This window comes from Sphingomonas faeni (assembly GCF_024273235.1).
Taxonomy (GTDB): Bacteria; Pseudomonadota; Alphaproteobacteria; order Sphingomonadales; family Sphingomonadaceae; genus Sphingomonas; species Sphingomonas faeni_A.
The window spans coordinates 1-15884 of sequence record NZ_JANBVH010000022.1 but is presented as its reverse complement, the minus strand read 5'-3'; the positions used below and the strand labels follow the sequence as shown (position 1 = coordinate 15884).

The window sequence follows — 15884 nt, the reverse complement described above, 5'->3', positions numbered from 1 at the left end:
CCTTTTACCCAAAACCCACGAAGGAAAACCGTCATGGCCAAGACAATGCAGGCTGCCGTCGTCACGGCATTCGGAAAGCCGCTGGTCCTCCAGGAACTGGCGATCCCTACCCCCGGTCCCGGCCAGATCCTCGTCAAGACTGAAGCGTGCGGCGTTTGCCACACCGATCTTCACGCCGCCAAGGGCGACTGGCCCGTCAAGCCCAACCCGCCCTTCATTCCCGGACACGAAGCGATCGGCATTGTCGTCGCACTCGGCGCGGGCGTTACCACGGTCAAGGAAGGCGACCGGGTCGGCGTGCCGTGGCTTTATTCCGCGTGCGGGCACTGCGAATATTGCCTGTCCGCTTGGGAGACGGTGTGTGGCGAGGCCAAATTTGGCGGCTACACGCAGAATGGTGGCTTTGCCGACTATCTCCTCGCCGACCCCGACTATGTCGCGCACATTCCGCAGGGTTTGAGCGCCTTCGAGGCGGCGCCTTTGATCTGCGCTGGGATCACCACCTACAAAGGCATCAAGGAAACCCAGGCCAAGGCAGGGGAATGGGTCGCGATCTCGGGCTGCGGCGGGCTCGGCCATATGGCGATCCAATATGCCAAGGCGATGGGTCTGAACGTGGTCGGGATCGACATCGATGACGGCAAGCTCGCGCACGCCACCCGCCTCGGCGCGGATCTCGTGATCAACGCCAGGACCCAAAACCCCGCTGAGGTTCTGAAGAAGGAGACCGGCGGCGGCGCGCACGGCGTGCTGATCACCGCGCCCTCGCTCGCGGCGTTCAAGCAGGGTGTCGACATGACCCGCAAGCGCGGCACCTGCGTGCTCGTCGGCCTGCCGCCGGGCGAGTTTCCCGTGCCGCTGTTCGACGTCGTCGCCAATTGCATCACGGTGCGCGGATCGTTTGTCGGCACGCGCAAGGACATGGCGGAGTGCCTACAGTTCGCCGCCGACGGCAAGGTCAAGGCCGATATCGAGCTGCAGCCGCTCTCGGCGATCAACACCGTGTTCGATCGCCTTGAGCGCGGCGACGTGCCGTCGCGCGTTGTGCTCGATTTCTCTGACGCGAGCGCAGTCACCCCGGAGGCGACCGCGCGCGAGCTGGCGACGGTGTGACCTAGCCCCTCGGTCAGTCGCGCTGGCCGAGGGTTTGGCCACGGCTCGGCTGATATGCTCCACACTATTCCTTCGGAGGCTTACCGTGCGTTTTCAACACGAACATCTTGCTACCCCATCCCTGTTCGAACCCGTCTCCGTCGGCGCCCTAGACCTGGCGAACCGGATCGTCATGGCGCCGCTCACGCGAGACCGTGCCGGCCCCGGCCTGGTCCCGGGCACGTTGGCAGCGGAATATTATGCGCAGCGTGCGACCGCGGGCCTGATCATCAGCGAGGCGACCCAGGTTTCCGCGCAGGCGCAGGGCTATTCCGACACGCCGGGCTGTTACAGCGACGCGCAGGTCGCCGGCTGGAGAAAAGTCACCGAAGCCGTGCACGCGGCGGGCGGCAAGATCATCGTCCAGCTCTGGCATACCGGGCGCGTCTCGCACGTCAGCTTCCAGCCAGGTGGTGCCGCACCGGTCGCGCCGTCGGCGATACGCGCCAAGACGAAGACCTTCGTAGCAAGTGAGGGGTTCGTCGATACGTCCATGCCGCGCGCGCTGATGTTAGACGAGATCCCGGGCATTATCGCCGATTTCCGGTTTGCAGCAAGACGGGCGATCGAGGCTGGTTTCGATGGTGTCGAACTGCACAGCGCACACGGCTATCTGCTCGATGCTTTCCTGCGCGATGGCAGCAATCAGCGAACCGATATCTACGGTGGCTTGATCGCGAACCGCGCGCGGCTGCTGGTCGAAGTCGCGACGGCCGTGGCGGCGGAAATCGGCGCCGACCGACTCGGCGTGCGGCTTTCCCCGGTCTCGCCGGTTAACGATGCCCATGACAGCGACCCGCAGGCGCTGTTCAATCACGTGGTCGATGCCCTGAACCCCTTAGGTCTGGCTTTCCTGCATATCGTCGAAGGCGCAACCGGTGCCGCGCGCGACAATCTGCCGTTCGATTACGCCGCCCTCCACGCCCGGTTCGGCGGCCGCTGGATGGTCAATAATGGCTATGATCGTTCGATGGCGATCGACGCCGTTGCCAGCCATCGCGCGGACCTGGTGTCGTTCGGACGAGCCTATATCTCCAATCCCGATCTCGTAGCCAGGCTGCGCGCGGATCGCCCGCTCGCCCCGCTCATGGCGCCCGAGACACTCTATGGTGGTGGCGCGCATGGCTATACCGACTATCCCACGCTGACCGCGGAAGCAGAGGACTCGGCGACAGAGTCTAAGGCGGCCTGACCCGAGAGCGCAAGCGGTAGGCCTTGGCCCGTACCGCAGGCAGGCCTTGGACGTTACCGCCAGAGGAATGCGCGGATATGGAAGATCAGCAATGACAGGAGCACGAAAACAGACGGTGCCGGTCAGCGGGGCCAGGCAATTCCTGGAGCCCGGCCCGGTTATCCTGATCTCCTCGCTTCATGATGGTCGCGCGAACATCATGACAGCAGGCTGGCATCAAATACTGGAATTCACGCCGTCGCTGGTCAGTTGCCTGATCTCAAACGGTAACCACAGCTTCGAGATGATCCGCGAAAGCCGAGAATGCGTGATCAATGTTCCGACCACCGTGCTCACCGACACGGTGGTGTCGATCGGCAACACGTCGGGCGCGAACATCGACAAGTTCGACCATTTCGGCCTCACGCGTGTCGACAGCAGCTTGGTTGCAGCGCCCTCGATCGGCGAATGCTACGCCAACCTCGAATGCCGACTGCACGACGATGCCCTGGTCGATCGCTACAATCTCTTCATCTTCGAGGTTGTTGGAATCCAGGCAGTTATCTCGCCGCGCTATCCGCAAACGCTGCACTATCGTGGGGATGGCGAGTTCATGCTGTCGGGCAAGACGGTTTCCCGCCGGCACCTGTTTCGCCCCGAAATGCTCTGAAGGTCTTCGGGCCTGATACTGGAGTCTCGGCGCTCAACTACGCCCCGCGTAACGCCGGCACGTGCTGCACCGAAAATTCGTGCATGAGCTTACGAAGCAGCTTGCTGGAATGACTTCGATCGCTGGAGGACGGCGTCTCGATCAGATCGGTGATGTGCCGTTCAACGAAGCGGACGCGGCCAAAATACGCCATGCTCCATTGGTCGAAGCTTCGGCTCTGGACAGGCAGCCGGTCGACGATCAGGATGTTCCGGTGACGAGTATCGGCCGCGATCGACGTCATGAGGGTATCGACCGCGCCGGTTGGCCCCTCAAGAATTTGCGCGAAATGCGCTCCGGTGAATATGAGCGCGCCGGTCAATTCCAGTGCGAGATTCACCCGACCGGCCGTCTCAACGATGTCCGCCACCACCGTCTCGGCCAGCGCCGCATCGATGGTGCTTCGGCTCACGTAGAGCAGAGATAGCAGGGTCATCGATATCGTGCCTTTCCGAGAGTCGGTGGCCAAATAAGACAGGAGCGCCTAATTTCAGTAGCCATCGGCAATTCCTTGTCCCGCCGACAGGCTTTTAGCTTGCCCTGCATCCGGACCGACGCGCCTAACCGTTCAATACCTGGGCCCCCACGACTACGGCAAGCGCGGCGATCATCGTCACCCCGCCGACCCTAAGAAAGCGCCAAAAGCCTAGCGGTCCTTGCTAGGCTCGACCGTGTTTGCGCGGTCGAGCCGCGCCGCTGGGCCGCTCTCATCGAGTGTCGGCCGTTCGCCTAGCTCGAGGCGCTTGGCTATCTCGCGGTGAAACGCGGACAGCTCAGGCTGGACGGCGTCGCTTGCGGTAGGTTCTAGCCCACTCTCCAGAGCGTCGAAAAGATCGATCGCGCCGGCCAATTCGGGTTCGGCATATAGCTCGGTGCTCTCGCCGTTTCGCCATAGCTCAGCAAGCTCCAGGGAGCGTTCAAAGCTCGTCGCTGCCGATCGGTCGGTTGCTCGTGTCGTGGTCGGCCGCGCGGGCGGCTTTGCTCCGCGTTCTTCGATCTTAGCCCGGGTGATCGCTGCGAGGCGATATCGAAGGAGGCGCGCCTGGGGAGTGTCGGTTGGTGACGGCGTTTGTTGCTTCTCCAGGATTGTGATCAGGTCTGCGGTGCTGGCGGCCGTGGCGGCGGTTCTCCAATCGACCAGGGCGCGCTCATCGGAGGTGAGGTCGGCGGGCTGGGCAAGGATAAAGCGCTCCAGCATAGGATTGTCTTCGACATGGACCGGCAATGGTCCTCGGTGCCCCAGGGCGGCCGCTCGCGTATAGCCAATCAACTCCGCGGTCGTCGTGAACCCGGCTTTCCTCTCCTTACGAGCTGCGCTGGCAGCTTCCTCCAAACGACCTGCGATTACCTCTAAGCCCAGGGCCACCTCTGCGGTCCCCTTCTGGCCAGCGCCGGCAATTTCTCGGACCCGGATAACGTCCTGATGCAGCATGCCGATCGACTCCCGATCTTCGGCAGATTGCTCCACGATCCTGTCCAGGACCGGTGCTAGCGCCTTGAGCCACTCGTGCGTGGCATAATCACCCTCAAGCGTCTTGGTGAGGATCGCCTCCTGGTACGGCAAGAGGTCGGGAAGCGGGGCAAGGCCTGTGTCGATGACGTCGAGACGTCGATGGATTTCCTGCTGGGACGCCTCGAGGCGAGCGTTGCTTTGCGCCAGGGCTGCTACCTCACCCCGCAGCAAGGACACTGCGTCCATCAGGGCGGCAAGCGCGACGGTAGATGCGTCTGAACTCATCGGCCTGGTCCGTCCCTATCCTTCGCCCGCTCACGGTCGAGCCGCTCGCGATCAAGCCGCTCGCGGTTTCGCTCCTCGGCTTGCCGCACAATCTCGTCGTGGCGCGAAAGATCGATGGGCTGTGAAGGTTCGCTGATCTTCTCGGTAAGGGCACGGAGACGGTCGCTGAGCGTACCCGCACGGTCTGGATCATCGTCTTTGCCGGCAGGTCCTCGGTTCTTCTCTACGAGCTTGCGAATGCGGTCCGCGACGTCGCTGGGAGGGCCGCTCGTCGTTGCCTTTCCATCGGTCGGGGACTTGGCTTGTGCCTCGGGAGAAGTGAGTTTTTCGTGCAGCGCCTTGAGCCGGTCGATGCCGGTATCGACGCGCGATGCCGACACATCAGGGATACGAATGGGCGCGCGGACGGGCGCCGAGGCGATCGGCTCGGCCTCTCGCTCGCTTGCGAGGCGCATAGCCCTGACTGAGTTGGGCTCAGGCGGCGGCATTGTCTCGACAAACCGTTCCAGGCTCTTCGCAACCAGCTGGTCAGCAGCAAAGGGCGACGCCGACAGTTCGATGATCGAGCGCGTGTAGGTCGCGCGGACCGCTGCCTGTCGGCTCGCGAGCATGGCAAAGACCGGATCTTCGACCCCCTGCTCGCGGAGACGTTGCACACGTGCCATGCGGCTCTTGTCGATCTGCGGGACCTGCCCCTTCTCACGCATTTTTACAGCGGCGATCGGCTCGTGTTTGGGGTCGATCCCCCGCGCTTTTGCCGGTGTAGCGTTCGCCTCGATGCCGCGATTACGGAGTTTCTCGGCGAAGCGTTGGCGCCAGCGGAAGAGATCTTCACGGTTAGGATGGAAGCGCCGTCCGTCATGATCGCGGCGTGCAATCGTAAGATGGACGTGCGGGTGATCGCGATCAACGTGGAGCGAAGCGACCCAGGAGCGGTTCGCAAACTCTTCCCTGGCGAAATCCAGGGCAGCACCTTTGAGACGCTCCGGATCGGTGCCCGTGGGCATCGATAGGATCATGGAAAGCGACGTCGCACCCTTGCGACGTGCATCGCCGTCCATCTCCCAATCGTTCCATTCTTTGGCGAGCAACTGCATCTCACGGCCGTCGCGGAGGATCTCGCCCTCACTCGTTTCGAGCCCCAGTTCCTTCTCGTCGCCGTGACCCAGGCGACTGATGTACGCGAAGTTCGCAAGCACATGGCCGCCACCATGCTGTCGTCCTGTGACCCGTACTACCGCCTCAGGAACGCGACGCGACGTGCGCTCCGCAGCCATCACCGCACGGTTGTTCACGCGAGTATGCGACCCACCCCCGAACGCGTGCTTCGTCTGACTGCTCGCGTGGGAACCCGTCGATGACGTCGGCTTCGGGAACATCGACGCCACGGCCATGCCGAGTATCGTGCCCCTGGCCTTCGGGCCCTTGGCGCTGCCCCCACCCGATCCCATGCGGTACTTCTTGGGTGGTGCGAACACGCCAGCCATCGAGTCCATCGTACCGGACGAGAACCGGAAACTCATTGGCCCTGCCCTTCATCCCTGCGGGTCCAGTAGCCGATCTCGCCACCAATGGATGAAGCCAGCGAGCGCCGTGCCTCGATCAAAAGCGACCGCAAATCGCCGCAGGTCTCAAGGAACGTGCCCGCGATCCGAGCGATGTCGAGAGAGCTTTCCGGCTGGTTGGCGGCGTTCATGGCGTGGACCGCCTGGTTGATGTTTCGCCCGATCGCCAGGACCTGCTTTCGCACTTTACCGATCTCGGTCTGAGTGACTGGTGCAAGCCGCAGCAGCGCCGCCTTGTCCCAAAGCTGCCAACGGATTGTGCGCTTGATCCATTCGTTCCGCGTCAGCCGCATCGGTGCAGCAACGGTGTCGATGGCTTCCATCTCACTGCGGTTAAGTCGGACCGTCACCCGGATGTAGTCGTCCGGGTGCCCCCTGCCCTGCACCGGCATGAGCGGAACGTCTTGGCTGTCCGAGGAGACCGCCGCAATCGTCAACGCCTTAGTGATCCAGCTACTACGCGTCTGCCCATTGGCTGCGGCGATCCGATCGATCTCCGCGGTAAGGTCATCGCTGAGCCGGACCGTAACCTTCATTTCTCAAGCCCCGAGCAGCGGAACCTCGTGAACCAATGTCCGACATTGGTGCCACGAGTAATATCCTGCCATCCCTCAACACTCACCCTCATCGGTCTTCCAAATCATCCCCGCGCCCTGCATCTTCTCACAGACGCGGAGCGGGAGCAACTGTCTGGCGTTGTCCCCTCGTCAGAACATCAGCCCTTTTTGGTTCACGTCGATGACCCCCCAAATGTGCACCTTCGGCGCGCGCTGTTTTTTTGAAATTTAAGCGATCCAGGCTCTATCAAAGTCACTAGAAATCTTAGCCGTCTCCCGACATCATACTAACTGGTTCAGCCCACCCTAGGAGACAAGCCAATGCCGCGTTCGCCTTCTAAACCAGCCGATCTCCGGACCATTGAAATGCGCAAGAAGGCCCTACTCGCGGAGCTTGCTCAACTCGACGAGCAAGCAAAGGCCGCAGAAATCGCTGCACGCGACGCTGGCCGCCCTATTTTACTCGCTGCCCTTGAACGCGTAAAGATCGCCGCGATTGAGAAGTCGGACGCCAGGGCAATTGCATCGGCTATCGACCAGCATGGTGGAGCGGCGGTCGCCTCACACCTAACCTCCATCCCCCAAGCATCCGGGACAAAAGCGGATGCTTGATCGGCTTATCGACGTTCGCACTCAATTCCGAATAGTCGCCGCGACGGATGGGCGTCGCGCGCTTGCGAAATGGCTTTTGATGAACGGAACTTCTCCCTCATCGGCATAGCCGACAAAGTGCCTGGCATGGGCGACAATCCCTTCATTTACGCGATCGACCAGAAACGCTTGGGGCGTATCAAGCCCCTCGTAAATGAAGGTGTTCGACGCTGCGGCGATGAAGATGCGCCTCGGTGAAATCGGCATCGCGATATACGAGTTGGGGTGCCCAAGAAACGGCAGGTTCTGAGCCGTGTGCGTGGGCCAGTCCGAGATCATGAAGCGGCGTGAGGTGTCCGTCTCGAGCGAATACCAATTCATGTCTACAAGCGCTTGGTTCAACGCCCGATCATAGATCGCCTCGCGGACCGCTTCCATCTGAAGCGCACTATAGGCGCCATCGGGAAGCGCCTCCGGTGTCGCCATTCCTAACTTGGCCTCGCTGAAGTCCGAGTCCCTGAAAGCATCTACGAATTCTCCCAGACCATCAATGTCGGTGGGTGTGCGAAACCACAGCGATATGATGAAATTCGCCCACCCTGAAACCATGGCGTCGGTCAGCTCTCCGACGCGCCCTGCCACTAAAAGCTGATGGGCATTGGCTGCTTGGTCATCGAGCTGCTTGAAGAATTTATCTTCCATTTGTTGGGCATGCTCCGGCGGCAAGCCCTGGGTGGTATAGAGCAGCGTTCTATAACCGAAACTTTTCGGACTGAGGCGTCCCGGTCGAACTATCCCGTCTTTACGGCGCCAGCAACACGCTACCTTTCGATCGGCTCCTGCCCAGGCGCGCAGAAGGAACTTTGGTATGAAATGGTGATCTTGCGAAGGGGCCTGAGGTTTTGATTGCGTCATTGTCACCCGATCTTCGTGCGCTCAGCTACCGTCCTGCACATCGGCCTCTCACACTGGCGTCGCAGGATCAAATTCGGCTGACCGAGTTCGGTCCCCTTGTGCGGTGCCAGTTCGCCAGTTCGTTAGCCGGCGTCACTAGCCGGTGCTTGCCTGCTTGGACGTGATCACGTGCGAGGGCGTCGTCAACGTCAGCCCCATTTAACAGCTCATTCCTGCGGCTGTCGTTCCGTGCCGGTGTCACGCCGTCGTTCGATCAGATCCCGCATGTCCTGGATCGACTGCCAGTATGCCTTGTGACCTTGGGCGTCGGTGTAGTTTTGGAACCACTCCGCCAGTTCTTTGGGCGCGCGGACATAGATGACCTCCATTGGCGTGGCTGGAGGTTTCTGTCGGCGGCGCCCCCTGCCCTTCTGAGTGTCCTCATTCTGGCCGCGATCGGTGAAGCCAAGCGCTTCACCCCTTTGCACCGCCTCTCGCTCTTTCACAGGATCCAGCGCGATTGGTCCTGTCGGGATGCCTTCGAGATCGAGACCCGGCCGCTTAGTATCTTCTCCGCTTGTCGCCGGTTTTTTAAACCCGAAGTTGCTCATGCCTTGTACTCCACGCGCAGCGCTTCGATCACGGCTTCAGCCAAGGCTTGGGCGTTCTCTTGGGCCCTGGGGAGGCCTGATGTTTCGGTCGGATTTAACTCGCGCAACAACGCTCCGAACTCATATATGTCCCGGTAGGCGGCCCGCTCGACGAGGCCCACGCTCAGTGTCGGCAGCCCGGCCTCTTCAATCGCACTGGCAATGCGCTTGGACGTCTTCGTCGCAATCGCTGCGCTGTCTCGGCTACGTACCAACCGATATGGGATTCGGCGGCCAAGGGCTTCGCTTTCTTCCTCGATAAGTGCGACCGCCGTCGCCGCGAGTTCTGCATCAACCGGCGATTGATTGAATGGAATGAGGACCATGTGTGACCTTGCAAGAGCGCGCGACGTCATTCGTGAGGCCGCACCCTCGAGGTCGATGATAACGATGCTGTGTGTCTCAGACAGGCGCTCGATTGTTTGAATCATCTCGCCTTCGGTCGGCCGTGGGACGACTGTGTAAGGGACGCCCTTCCCCGCCTTGGTTCGCTTCGCAGCCCACTTGGCGATGATCGCGTTCGGATCAGCATCGATGACGGCTGTCTTGACTCCGTTCTCGTGGAGCTGGTCGGCGAGCACTAGCGCAAGTGTGGTTTTACCCGCTCCGCCTTTTGGATTGCCGATCGAAATTACGGACATGGAGCCCCCCATCAAGATTGCGCAGTCGCTTGCGTGTTCGCTAGCGCATGCGCTTTCGCAATCGATATCACTATAGCCTGCCAGTGTCTAGCGCATGCGCTGGCGCACTCGCTAGCACTGGCGCATGCGCCTGCGCTTGCGCTCGCGCTTGCCAATCACTTGCGCCTGCTCAAGCGCTTGCAAATGCGCTTGCGCTTGCGCGGGCGCTTGCGCTTGCGCTTGCGCTTTCCTAGAAGCTTTCGGGAGGGATATTTGTAAGCAAGCAACCTGCTTGCAATAACGCAAGCAGCGGATCAAAATTCTCGTCGACGGTCATGTCGCCCGCGCATTATCCGGCGCAACGCTTAGGGCAGCCGCCAAGAAGCGTCCTGCCGACGGCGACGCGCTGCGCGATATGCTGCACACGATCGATGGCGAGGATCTGCGCTCATACCGCGGCCGGGCGCGATTGGCATGGCCGGTGCCTTTCGCCGCTCCACGCTGGTGGCGATTACGGTTGGCCTGTGTCTGATGGCACGCGCAGCTTGCAGGTGCGGGTGCCAACATCGAAGACTGACCAAGAGGGCAGGGGCACAGCGTCGCCATTCCGGATGGTCGACGGCTCGAGCCAGTTCGCCATTGTCGCGCCTGGTCGGCTAAAACCGGGACCGAATAGGGGCCAGTCTTCCGGAAGCTGACACCGCAGGGGCGGCTGACAGCGGGACCGATGAGCGCACCAGGTGTGGCGCTGATGGTGAAAGCTGCCGTGCGAAAGCCAGCCTGAGCCGGTGTATTATTTTCCGGCCACTCGCTTAGAGCCGGGTTCCTCACTGAAGCAGGGCGGCAAAACGCTAATCTGTTCACGATGCGCGAGCACAGCCGACATGCTTCAATCGACATGGTGGCTGAATATGTCCGCGATCACGAGCGGTTCCGCGAATACGCCAGCGAGGGCTTCCTGTAATTCGGACATCCCTCTGGGCGACGTGGCGGCGGTGCTATCCTACGGCCAAGGCTTGACGATAGTGGAAAACACCGTCTTCCATGCCCCATGGATTATGATTTTTCTAAGCTATCTCACACCGATTTTGAAAGCTTAGCCCGTGACCTGATCGGCCGCGCCATCGGTGTTCGTCTCGAAGCGTTCACGGAAGGGCCTGACGGCGGAATTGATGGTCGGTACGTGACAGAAAGCGGAGCGATCATACTTCAGGTCAAGCATTACCAGCGCTCACCGTTCTCAGCTCTTAAGACAACGATGACCAAAGAGCGGCCATCAATCGACCGCTTGCAGTCAGAACGCTATATCCTCGCGACCTCGGTGCCGCTCACACCAGGCAATAAGACCAGTCTGGCGACGATTATCGGGCCAACGCTGATCTCGTCTGGCGACATCTTCGGTGCAGACGATCTCGCCGCCCTTTTGCGCGAGTTTCCCGAGGTCGAGCGTGCGCATAGCAGGCTTTGGTCGGGTTCCACTACAATGCTGGAGACGGTGGTAACGGATGCCGTCAAAAAGGCATTGGGTAAACCCGGGCTACCACCGGTGCTGGCACGGCTTCTGCCAACGCCGCCATCGGCGTCCGCTAAGCCCGATGAAGCGCCGGCCCAGCACGACGTCATTTTCTTGCTCAAAGCGAGCCCGACGGATGATGAATTTACACTATGGCTAGCGCCCAAGCTCGAAGCGGAGGGATACCGTGTCTTTGCCGATATCCTCACCTTGCAGCCTGGCGATCGCTGGCGGCGCGAGATCAACGCAGCCTTGCAATATCGCGCCGCAAAAGTCCTCCTGGTGTGTACGAATACGACGCTGGAAGATCCACATGTTCAGGACGATCTAGAGATTGCGCTCGACGTCGCCAAGGAGCGCGGCGATAATCGCTTTATCGTCCCGCTACGTCTCGAAAGCTTCCGGAAGGTCAAAGGCCTTGGGGATGCCGTTCCCGTAGATTTCGTGCGTGGCTGGGGAGAGGGGCTGGCACTGCTGCTCGACGCCCTCAAGCGGCAAAGGGTCCCGCGTTCTGACGAACGGGTAATCGATCCCAATTGGGAAATCTTCCGCCGACGCGGTGCCATCCCGCTCGTCAACGAACCTGAGCGCCTTACCTCCAACTGGCTGCGTGTCGTCGAAGCGCCAGATGACATCCACTATTACGAGAGCAGCGGCGTGGTGGATCAGGCGACGCTGAAGCGGGCGGTTGCAGCATTCCCTTTCCCTGCTGCTCTGCATGCTGCCGGTTTCCTGTCGTTTTCCAACGAAGCTGAGATCGCAGAAGCGTTCGGGGGGGTAGGGCGGTTCCGAGCGGTACTGTCTATTCCAATCGTGGAGTTTGTCGAACACGGCTCGCGGCGACTTGGGCTGCTTCGTCAACCAGCGTCCAATATCATCAACACGATGTTTAAAGAGGCATGGTTTGGGTTCTGCCGTAAGCGCGGTCTGCTCGAGTACCGTTATTCCGGCAGCATCGGATTTCACGCTTCTCCCGGACTCGCCGCTACAGGCCAGCGGATACCGTGGGGTCGGCAAGGAGATCGGCGTTCTTCAATGCTGCGCAATGCGGCCAAGGGACATATTTGGCAGTTTGGCGTCACTGCCCTGCCGACTTTTTGGCCGTTCTGGCACTTCAAACTTAAGTCGAGGGTGCTGTTCGCGGCTGACAACGGCACCCCATCTGGCTTAGAAATTGATGACGCCAAGAAGATGCATCGACTTCGACGCAGCGTCTGTAAAGGATGGCGTAACAAGCAGTGGCACGGCCGCATGCTCGCGTTCCTAGAGCTTCTGTCGGGGGAGTCGGCGTTTATCCGTCTTCCCCTCTCCGCCTCGTCGGCGGTCATTATGGAGGCGGCACCTATCCTCTTTTCCTCCCCGGTCAGTACGGCCCTGCCTGACATCCTCGATGCCGACGACGAGGAAGCGGATTTGAGCACGCTTGGCCGTCCAGAAACTGAGGAGGAGGTTGAGGCATGAGGTTCCCGGAAGTATCGCTGCGCGTTGAGCATATCCACGAACCCGAACTGGAGTTCGCCGCTGGCCAGCGCAGCCCCCACCCAAAAGACGGGCTATTCCTTTATGGGCCACACGCCAAACCTAAAAAGATTCGCGATATCCGGATCGGGGTAGTCGGCACCCGCGAAGGGATCGCTCACTTCCGCGCCTGGGCCTACAAACTGAAGTCAGTCGTGACAGTGCCACCCCCCGGCAAGGGCGAGAAAGCGGACCGTCTACATCTCGCAAACTTCCCCGGCATTGACGAGGCCTTCGGCGTCACCTTTGACCCGGACGATGTAAGAACGCTCGCCATAACCATCGAAGAGATTGATCGAGCCACGCGCATCGAGAACCTGAACGAGGCCGTCGAGAAAGTTGCCCACCTCTACATCGACCGGGTCAACAAGCACCTTCGTAATGAGGAAAGCAGCGTCGACGTCTGGATGCTGGTGGTGCCCGAGATCGTATATGACCGGTGCCGTCCAGGCTCCAAACGAATGGGCTTGAAGATGGAGAAAGGGACTTTCTCCAAAAGGCAAAAGCTGAAGGTTAGCCTGCCACTGTTAGCCGCTGCCGGCGTGATCGATCAGACCAACGAGAACATCTTCGAAGACGTTCCGGATTTTCACCGCCGGATCAAGGCAGAGTTTCTCAAGATTGCACCTACGCAGCTCCTTCGGGAGACGACGATTGCACCAGAAGCCTTTCTCAACAGCGCCGGATATCCGTTACGCAAGACTCAAGACGCCGCCACGATCGCCTGGAACCTGGCCACTGGGCTATATTATAAATCCCAGCCCACACCGCCATGGCGGCTGGCGTCAGTGCGGCCGGGGGTCTGCTACATAGGCATGGTCTACAAAAGCTTGCCCAACGATCCCCAAGGGCATTCTTGCTGCGCTGCTCAAATGTTTCTCAATGAAGGCGATGGGGTGGTGTTTCGGGGCGCCAACGGGCCTTGGAAAACCGGCGACTACGAATTCCACCTTAAGCGCGACGCTGCAAAGCGGCTACTGACGATGGTACTCGATACCTACACGGCGAGTCACGGAGCACCGCCTCGCGAATTATTCATTCACGGCCAAACCTACTTCAATGATGAGGAATGGCAGGCGTTCGTCGACGCCGCGCCAGTCGAAACTAACGTCATAGGCGTTCGCATCCGCACGACTTCGGGAGACACCAAACTTTTTCGAGACGGCGACTATCCGGTCTTGCGTGGAACGGCGCTGTTGCTTGATCGGCGGACCGCCTACCTCTGGACTAGAGCGGTTTCTCACCGTGCTGAATCATAAGGGGATTCCCGTCGCTGCGGTTTTCTGATTCAGGTGCGTGCCGGTGCAGGAGGCTGGCATGGATGGCGCGAGCATTGTCAGTGGATCTTCGAGACAGGGTTGTGGCGGCGATCGCGAGCGGTCTGTCGCGTCGACAGGCGGCGGTACGGTTCGGTGTCAGTGCCGCGAGCGCTGTCCGGTGGCAGCAGCTTGCAAACCAGCACGGAACGCCGGCGCCACAGCAGCAGGGTGGCGATCGACGTTCGATGAGGATCGAGGCGCATGCCGGGTTGATCCTGGAGGCTTACAAGGCGACGCCCGACATCACTCTGGCAGAGTTGCAGGCACTTCTGGCCGATCACGGCACCGAGGTCGCACTCGGCACGATATGGCGGTTCTTCGCGCGGCGCGGGATCACGCGCAAAAAAAGACTGCGCACGCGACCGAGCAGGATCGTCCCGACATCCTGAAGCGGCGCGAGGAATGGTTTGACGGTCAGCTCGATCTCGATCCCGAGCAGCTCATCTTCATCGATGAGACCTGGGCATCGACGAACATGGCGCGTCGCTACGGCAGGGCGCCGCGCGGCGAACGACTGCGGGCCGGCGTGCCGCACGGGCACTGGAAAACCACCACCTTCGTCGCGGGTCTGAGCCGCACCGGCATGATCGCACCCTGGGTTCTCGACGGGCCGATGAACGGCGATGCCTTCACCACCTATGTGACCCGCGTGCTGGTGCCTGAACTCTCACCGGGCAACGTCGTCATCATGGACAACCTATCCAGCCATAAGGCGCCTGCCGTGCGCGCCGCCATCGAAGCCGCGGGTGCCAGGCTCCTGTTCCTTCCGCCCTACAGCCCAGACTTCAACCCCATCGAGATGGCCTTTTCCAAGCTGAAGGCGCATCTGCGAAAAGCGGCCGAGCGGACCATCCATGGCCTCTGGGACGCCATCGGCCGCATCGTGGACCTCTACTCACCCCAGGAATGCTCGAACTATTTTGCAGCCGCTGGTTACGATGCAGACTGATCAGAAACCGCTCTAACGGCTATGTCCCTCAGCTCGATACGTACATCGGTCCTGAGACACCGAATCCCCTTCACATCACAGTCATGAGAAGCAAGGATACGCAACCTGATATATTGTCAGTGTTGAACGACATAATGGGTTTAACTAAAATAAACTACAATTCATGTAACTTTAACGATGGCCTTCCCGTCACGGTTCGTTTTGCGAGGATGGTCGGTGATGTATTAACGATGGGGTCGGCGAAAGGAGAGGAACGGCAACCGTTCAAGTTCTACGTTTGAATCACTGAGACTTGGAAAACGTCAGAACTGTACCGCGCATATTCGGCAACAGGGCGTTACTCACGCATCACCTTGTCGGAAACGTAGCTGCAGTAACCGCAAAGCCCGGAATCATTGCCGTCAAGGTATTCTTGGATGGAGATGCCATTGGAACAGCGCGCGCATTCAGCGTCGTAATTAAGGCTTTCATGACAATTGGCACAGCTGTCCTCCGTCTCGACATAGGTGTCGCGTTCGCATGCGGGACATTGGTAGACCGGGCCCTCCTCGCCGCCTTCCTTAGCGCGCGTATAGGCGTCGAAGGCGAAGGCGTTCTCGATCGTCGCCTCGATGATATCGGCTACGTCTGGTGTAGCGAAACAGCTGCGGCATCGAAAAGCGACCATTTCCTGAGCGCTGTTGTCGGGATCGAGCTGCTCCAGCAATTCGGATTCGCAGGCGAAACATTTCAACGTCGCAGCCGCGATGGTCGGCGAATACCACTGCACTGTGGTCAAAGTGGCCTTCGCGTCCTTTAGTTCATGCTCATAGAGCTCGCGCGTTTCCAGCATAACAGACCAGATTTCACCGAGCAGGACCGCGGGATCTTCTTCCATTTGGCGGAAGAGCGAGGCGGCGACAGGAAAGCCTTTGGCGATCGCCGTCCGGACCGCGGCC

The 15884-nt window shown here is 60.4% G+C and carries 14 protein-coding genes and 1 pseudogene; 7 read left to right on the top strand and 8 right to left on the bottom strand.

Annotation, left to right across the window (positions count from 1 at the left end; all coding sequences use genetic code 11):
- Positions 1–33: 33 nt before the first annotated feature.
- The 3 genes from adhP (at position 34) to NLI89_RS12980 (ending at position 2993) form a co-directional block, all read left to right on the top strand.
- Entirely contained in the window at positions 34–1113 is a 1080-nt protein-coding gene (gene adhP / locus NLI89_RS12990) for an alcohol dehydrogenase AdhP (RefSeq protein WP_254687400.1), read from the top strand.
- A gap of 85 nt (positions 1114–1198) precedes the next feature.
- A complete protein-coding gene (locus NLI89_RS12985) occupies positions 1199–2344 on the top strand; it encodes an alkene reductase (protein WP_254687399.1) in 1146 nt (381 codons plus the stop codon).
- A gap of 91 nt (positions 2345–2435) precedes the next feature.
- Positions 2436–2993 carry a flavin reductase family protein gene (locus NLI89_RS12980; RefSeq protein ID WP_254687398.1) on the top strand — a complete coding sequence of 186 codons (558 nt, stop codon included), beginning with the start codon at positions 2436–2438 and terminating at the stop codon, positions 2991–2993.
- Between the two features lie 37 nt (positions 2994–3030).
- On the opposite strand, the gene NLI89_RS12975 is transcribed toward NLI89_RS12980, so the two are convergent.
- From NLI89_RS12975 to NLI89_RS12960, 4 genes are all read right to left on the bottom strand, one after another.
- The gene (locus NLI89_RS12975; protein ID WP_254687397.1) at positions 3031–3468 is read right to left on the bottom strand and encodes a BLUF domain-containing protein; all 438 of its coding nucleotides are present in this window, start codon (positions 3466–3468) and stop codon (positions 3031–3033) included.
- A gap of 210 nt (positions 3469–3678) precedes the next feature.
- Complete coding sequence (locus NLI89_RS12970) at positions 3679–4731, bottom strand: hypothetical protein (protein WP_254687396.1); 1053 nt, start codon at positions 4729–4731, stop codon at positions 3679–3681.
- A 35-nt stretch (positions 4732–4766) separates the two neighbouring features.
- Entirely contained in the window at positions 4767–6293 is a 1527-nt protein-coding gene (locus NLI89_RS12965) for a relaxase/mobilization nuclease domain-containing protein (RefSeq protein WP_254687395.1), read from the bottom strand.
- On the bottom strand, positions 6290–6871 hold the full coding sequence (locus NLI89_RS12960) for a ribbon-helix-helix protein, CopG family (RefSeq protein WP_254687394.1): 582 nt from the start codon (positions 6869–6871) through the stop codon (positions 6290–6292). Before NLI89_RS12960 ends, NLI89_RS12965 begins: the two co-directional genes overlap by 4 nt.
- Before the next feature lie 342 nt (positions 6872–7213).
- Here NLI89_RS12960 and NLI89_RS12955 point away from each other — a divergent pair, with 342 nt between their 5' ends.
- Complete coding sequence (locus NLI89_RS12955; RefSeq protein WP_254687393.1) at positions 7214–7504, top strand: hypothetical protein; 291 nt, start codon at positions 7214–7216, stop codon at positions 7502–7504.
- 21 nt (positions 7505–7525) lie between these two features.
- Here NLI89_RS12955 and NLI89_RS12950 read toward each other — a convergent pair whose 3' ends face one another.
- The 3 genes from NLI89_RS12950 to NLI89_RS12940 all read right to left on the bottom strand — a co-directional run bounded on the left by NLI89_RS12950 (position 7526) and on the right by NLI89_RS12940 (position 9668).
- Positions 7526–8398, bottom strand: coding sequence for a DUF4238 domain-containing protein (locus NLI89_RS12950; protein WP_254687392.1), 873 nt, complete (start codon positions 8396–8398; stop codon positions 7526–7528).
- Between the two features lie 206 nt (positions 8399–8604).
- Entirely contained in the window at positions 8605–8988 is a 384-nt protein-coding gene (locus NLI89_RS12945; protein ID WP_254687391.1) for a hypothetical protein, read from the bottom strand.
- A complete protein-coding gene (locus tag NLI89_RS12940; protein WP_254687390.1) occupies positions 8985–9668 on the bottom strand; it encodes an AAA family ATPase in 684 nt (227 codons plus the stop codon). Before NLI89_RS12940 ends, NLI89_RS12945 begins: the two co-directional genes overlap by 4 nt.
- 1030 nt (positions 9669–10698) lie before the next feature.
- Here NLI89_RS12940 and NLI89_RS12935 point away from each other — a divergent pair.
- From NLI89_RS12935 to NLI89_RS12925, 3 genes are all read left to right on the top strand, one after another.
- Positions 10699–12621 (top strand): TIR domain-containing protein, encoded by a 1923-nt coding sequence (locus NLI89_RS12935; protein WP_254687389.1) that lies wholly within the window; start codon positions 10699–10701, stop codon positions 12619–12621.
- Entirely contained in the window at positions 12618–13937 is a 1320-nt protein-coding gene (locus NLI89_RS12930; RefSeq protein ID WP_254687388.1) for a hypothetical protein, read from the top strand. Before NLI89_RS12935 ends, NLI89_RS12930 begins: the two co-directional genes overlap by 4 nt.
- A gap of 62 nt (positions 13938–13999) precedes the next feature.
- Positions 14000–14946, top strand: a protein-coding gene (locus NLI89_RS12925) for an IS630 family transposase (protein ID WP_183938040.1) whose coding sequence is annotated in 2 segments (ribosomal slippage) — positions 14000–14336 and positions 14336–14946 — 948 coding nt in all. Because the reading frame shifts where the segments join, the coding sequence is not laid out codon by codon here.
- A 337-nt stretch (positions 14947–15283) separates the two neighbouring features.
- On the opposite strand, the pseudogene NLI89_RS12920 reads toward NLI89_RS12925, so the two are convergent.
- Positions 15284–15884: pseudogene (locus tag NLI89_RS12920) on the bottom strand (hypothetical protein); the annotation flags it as partial.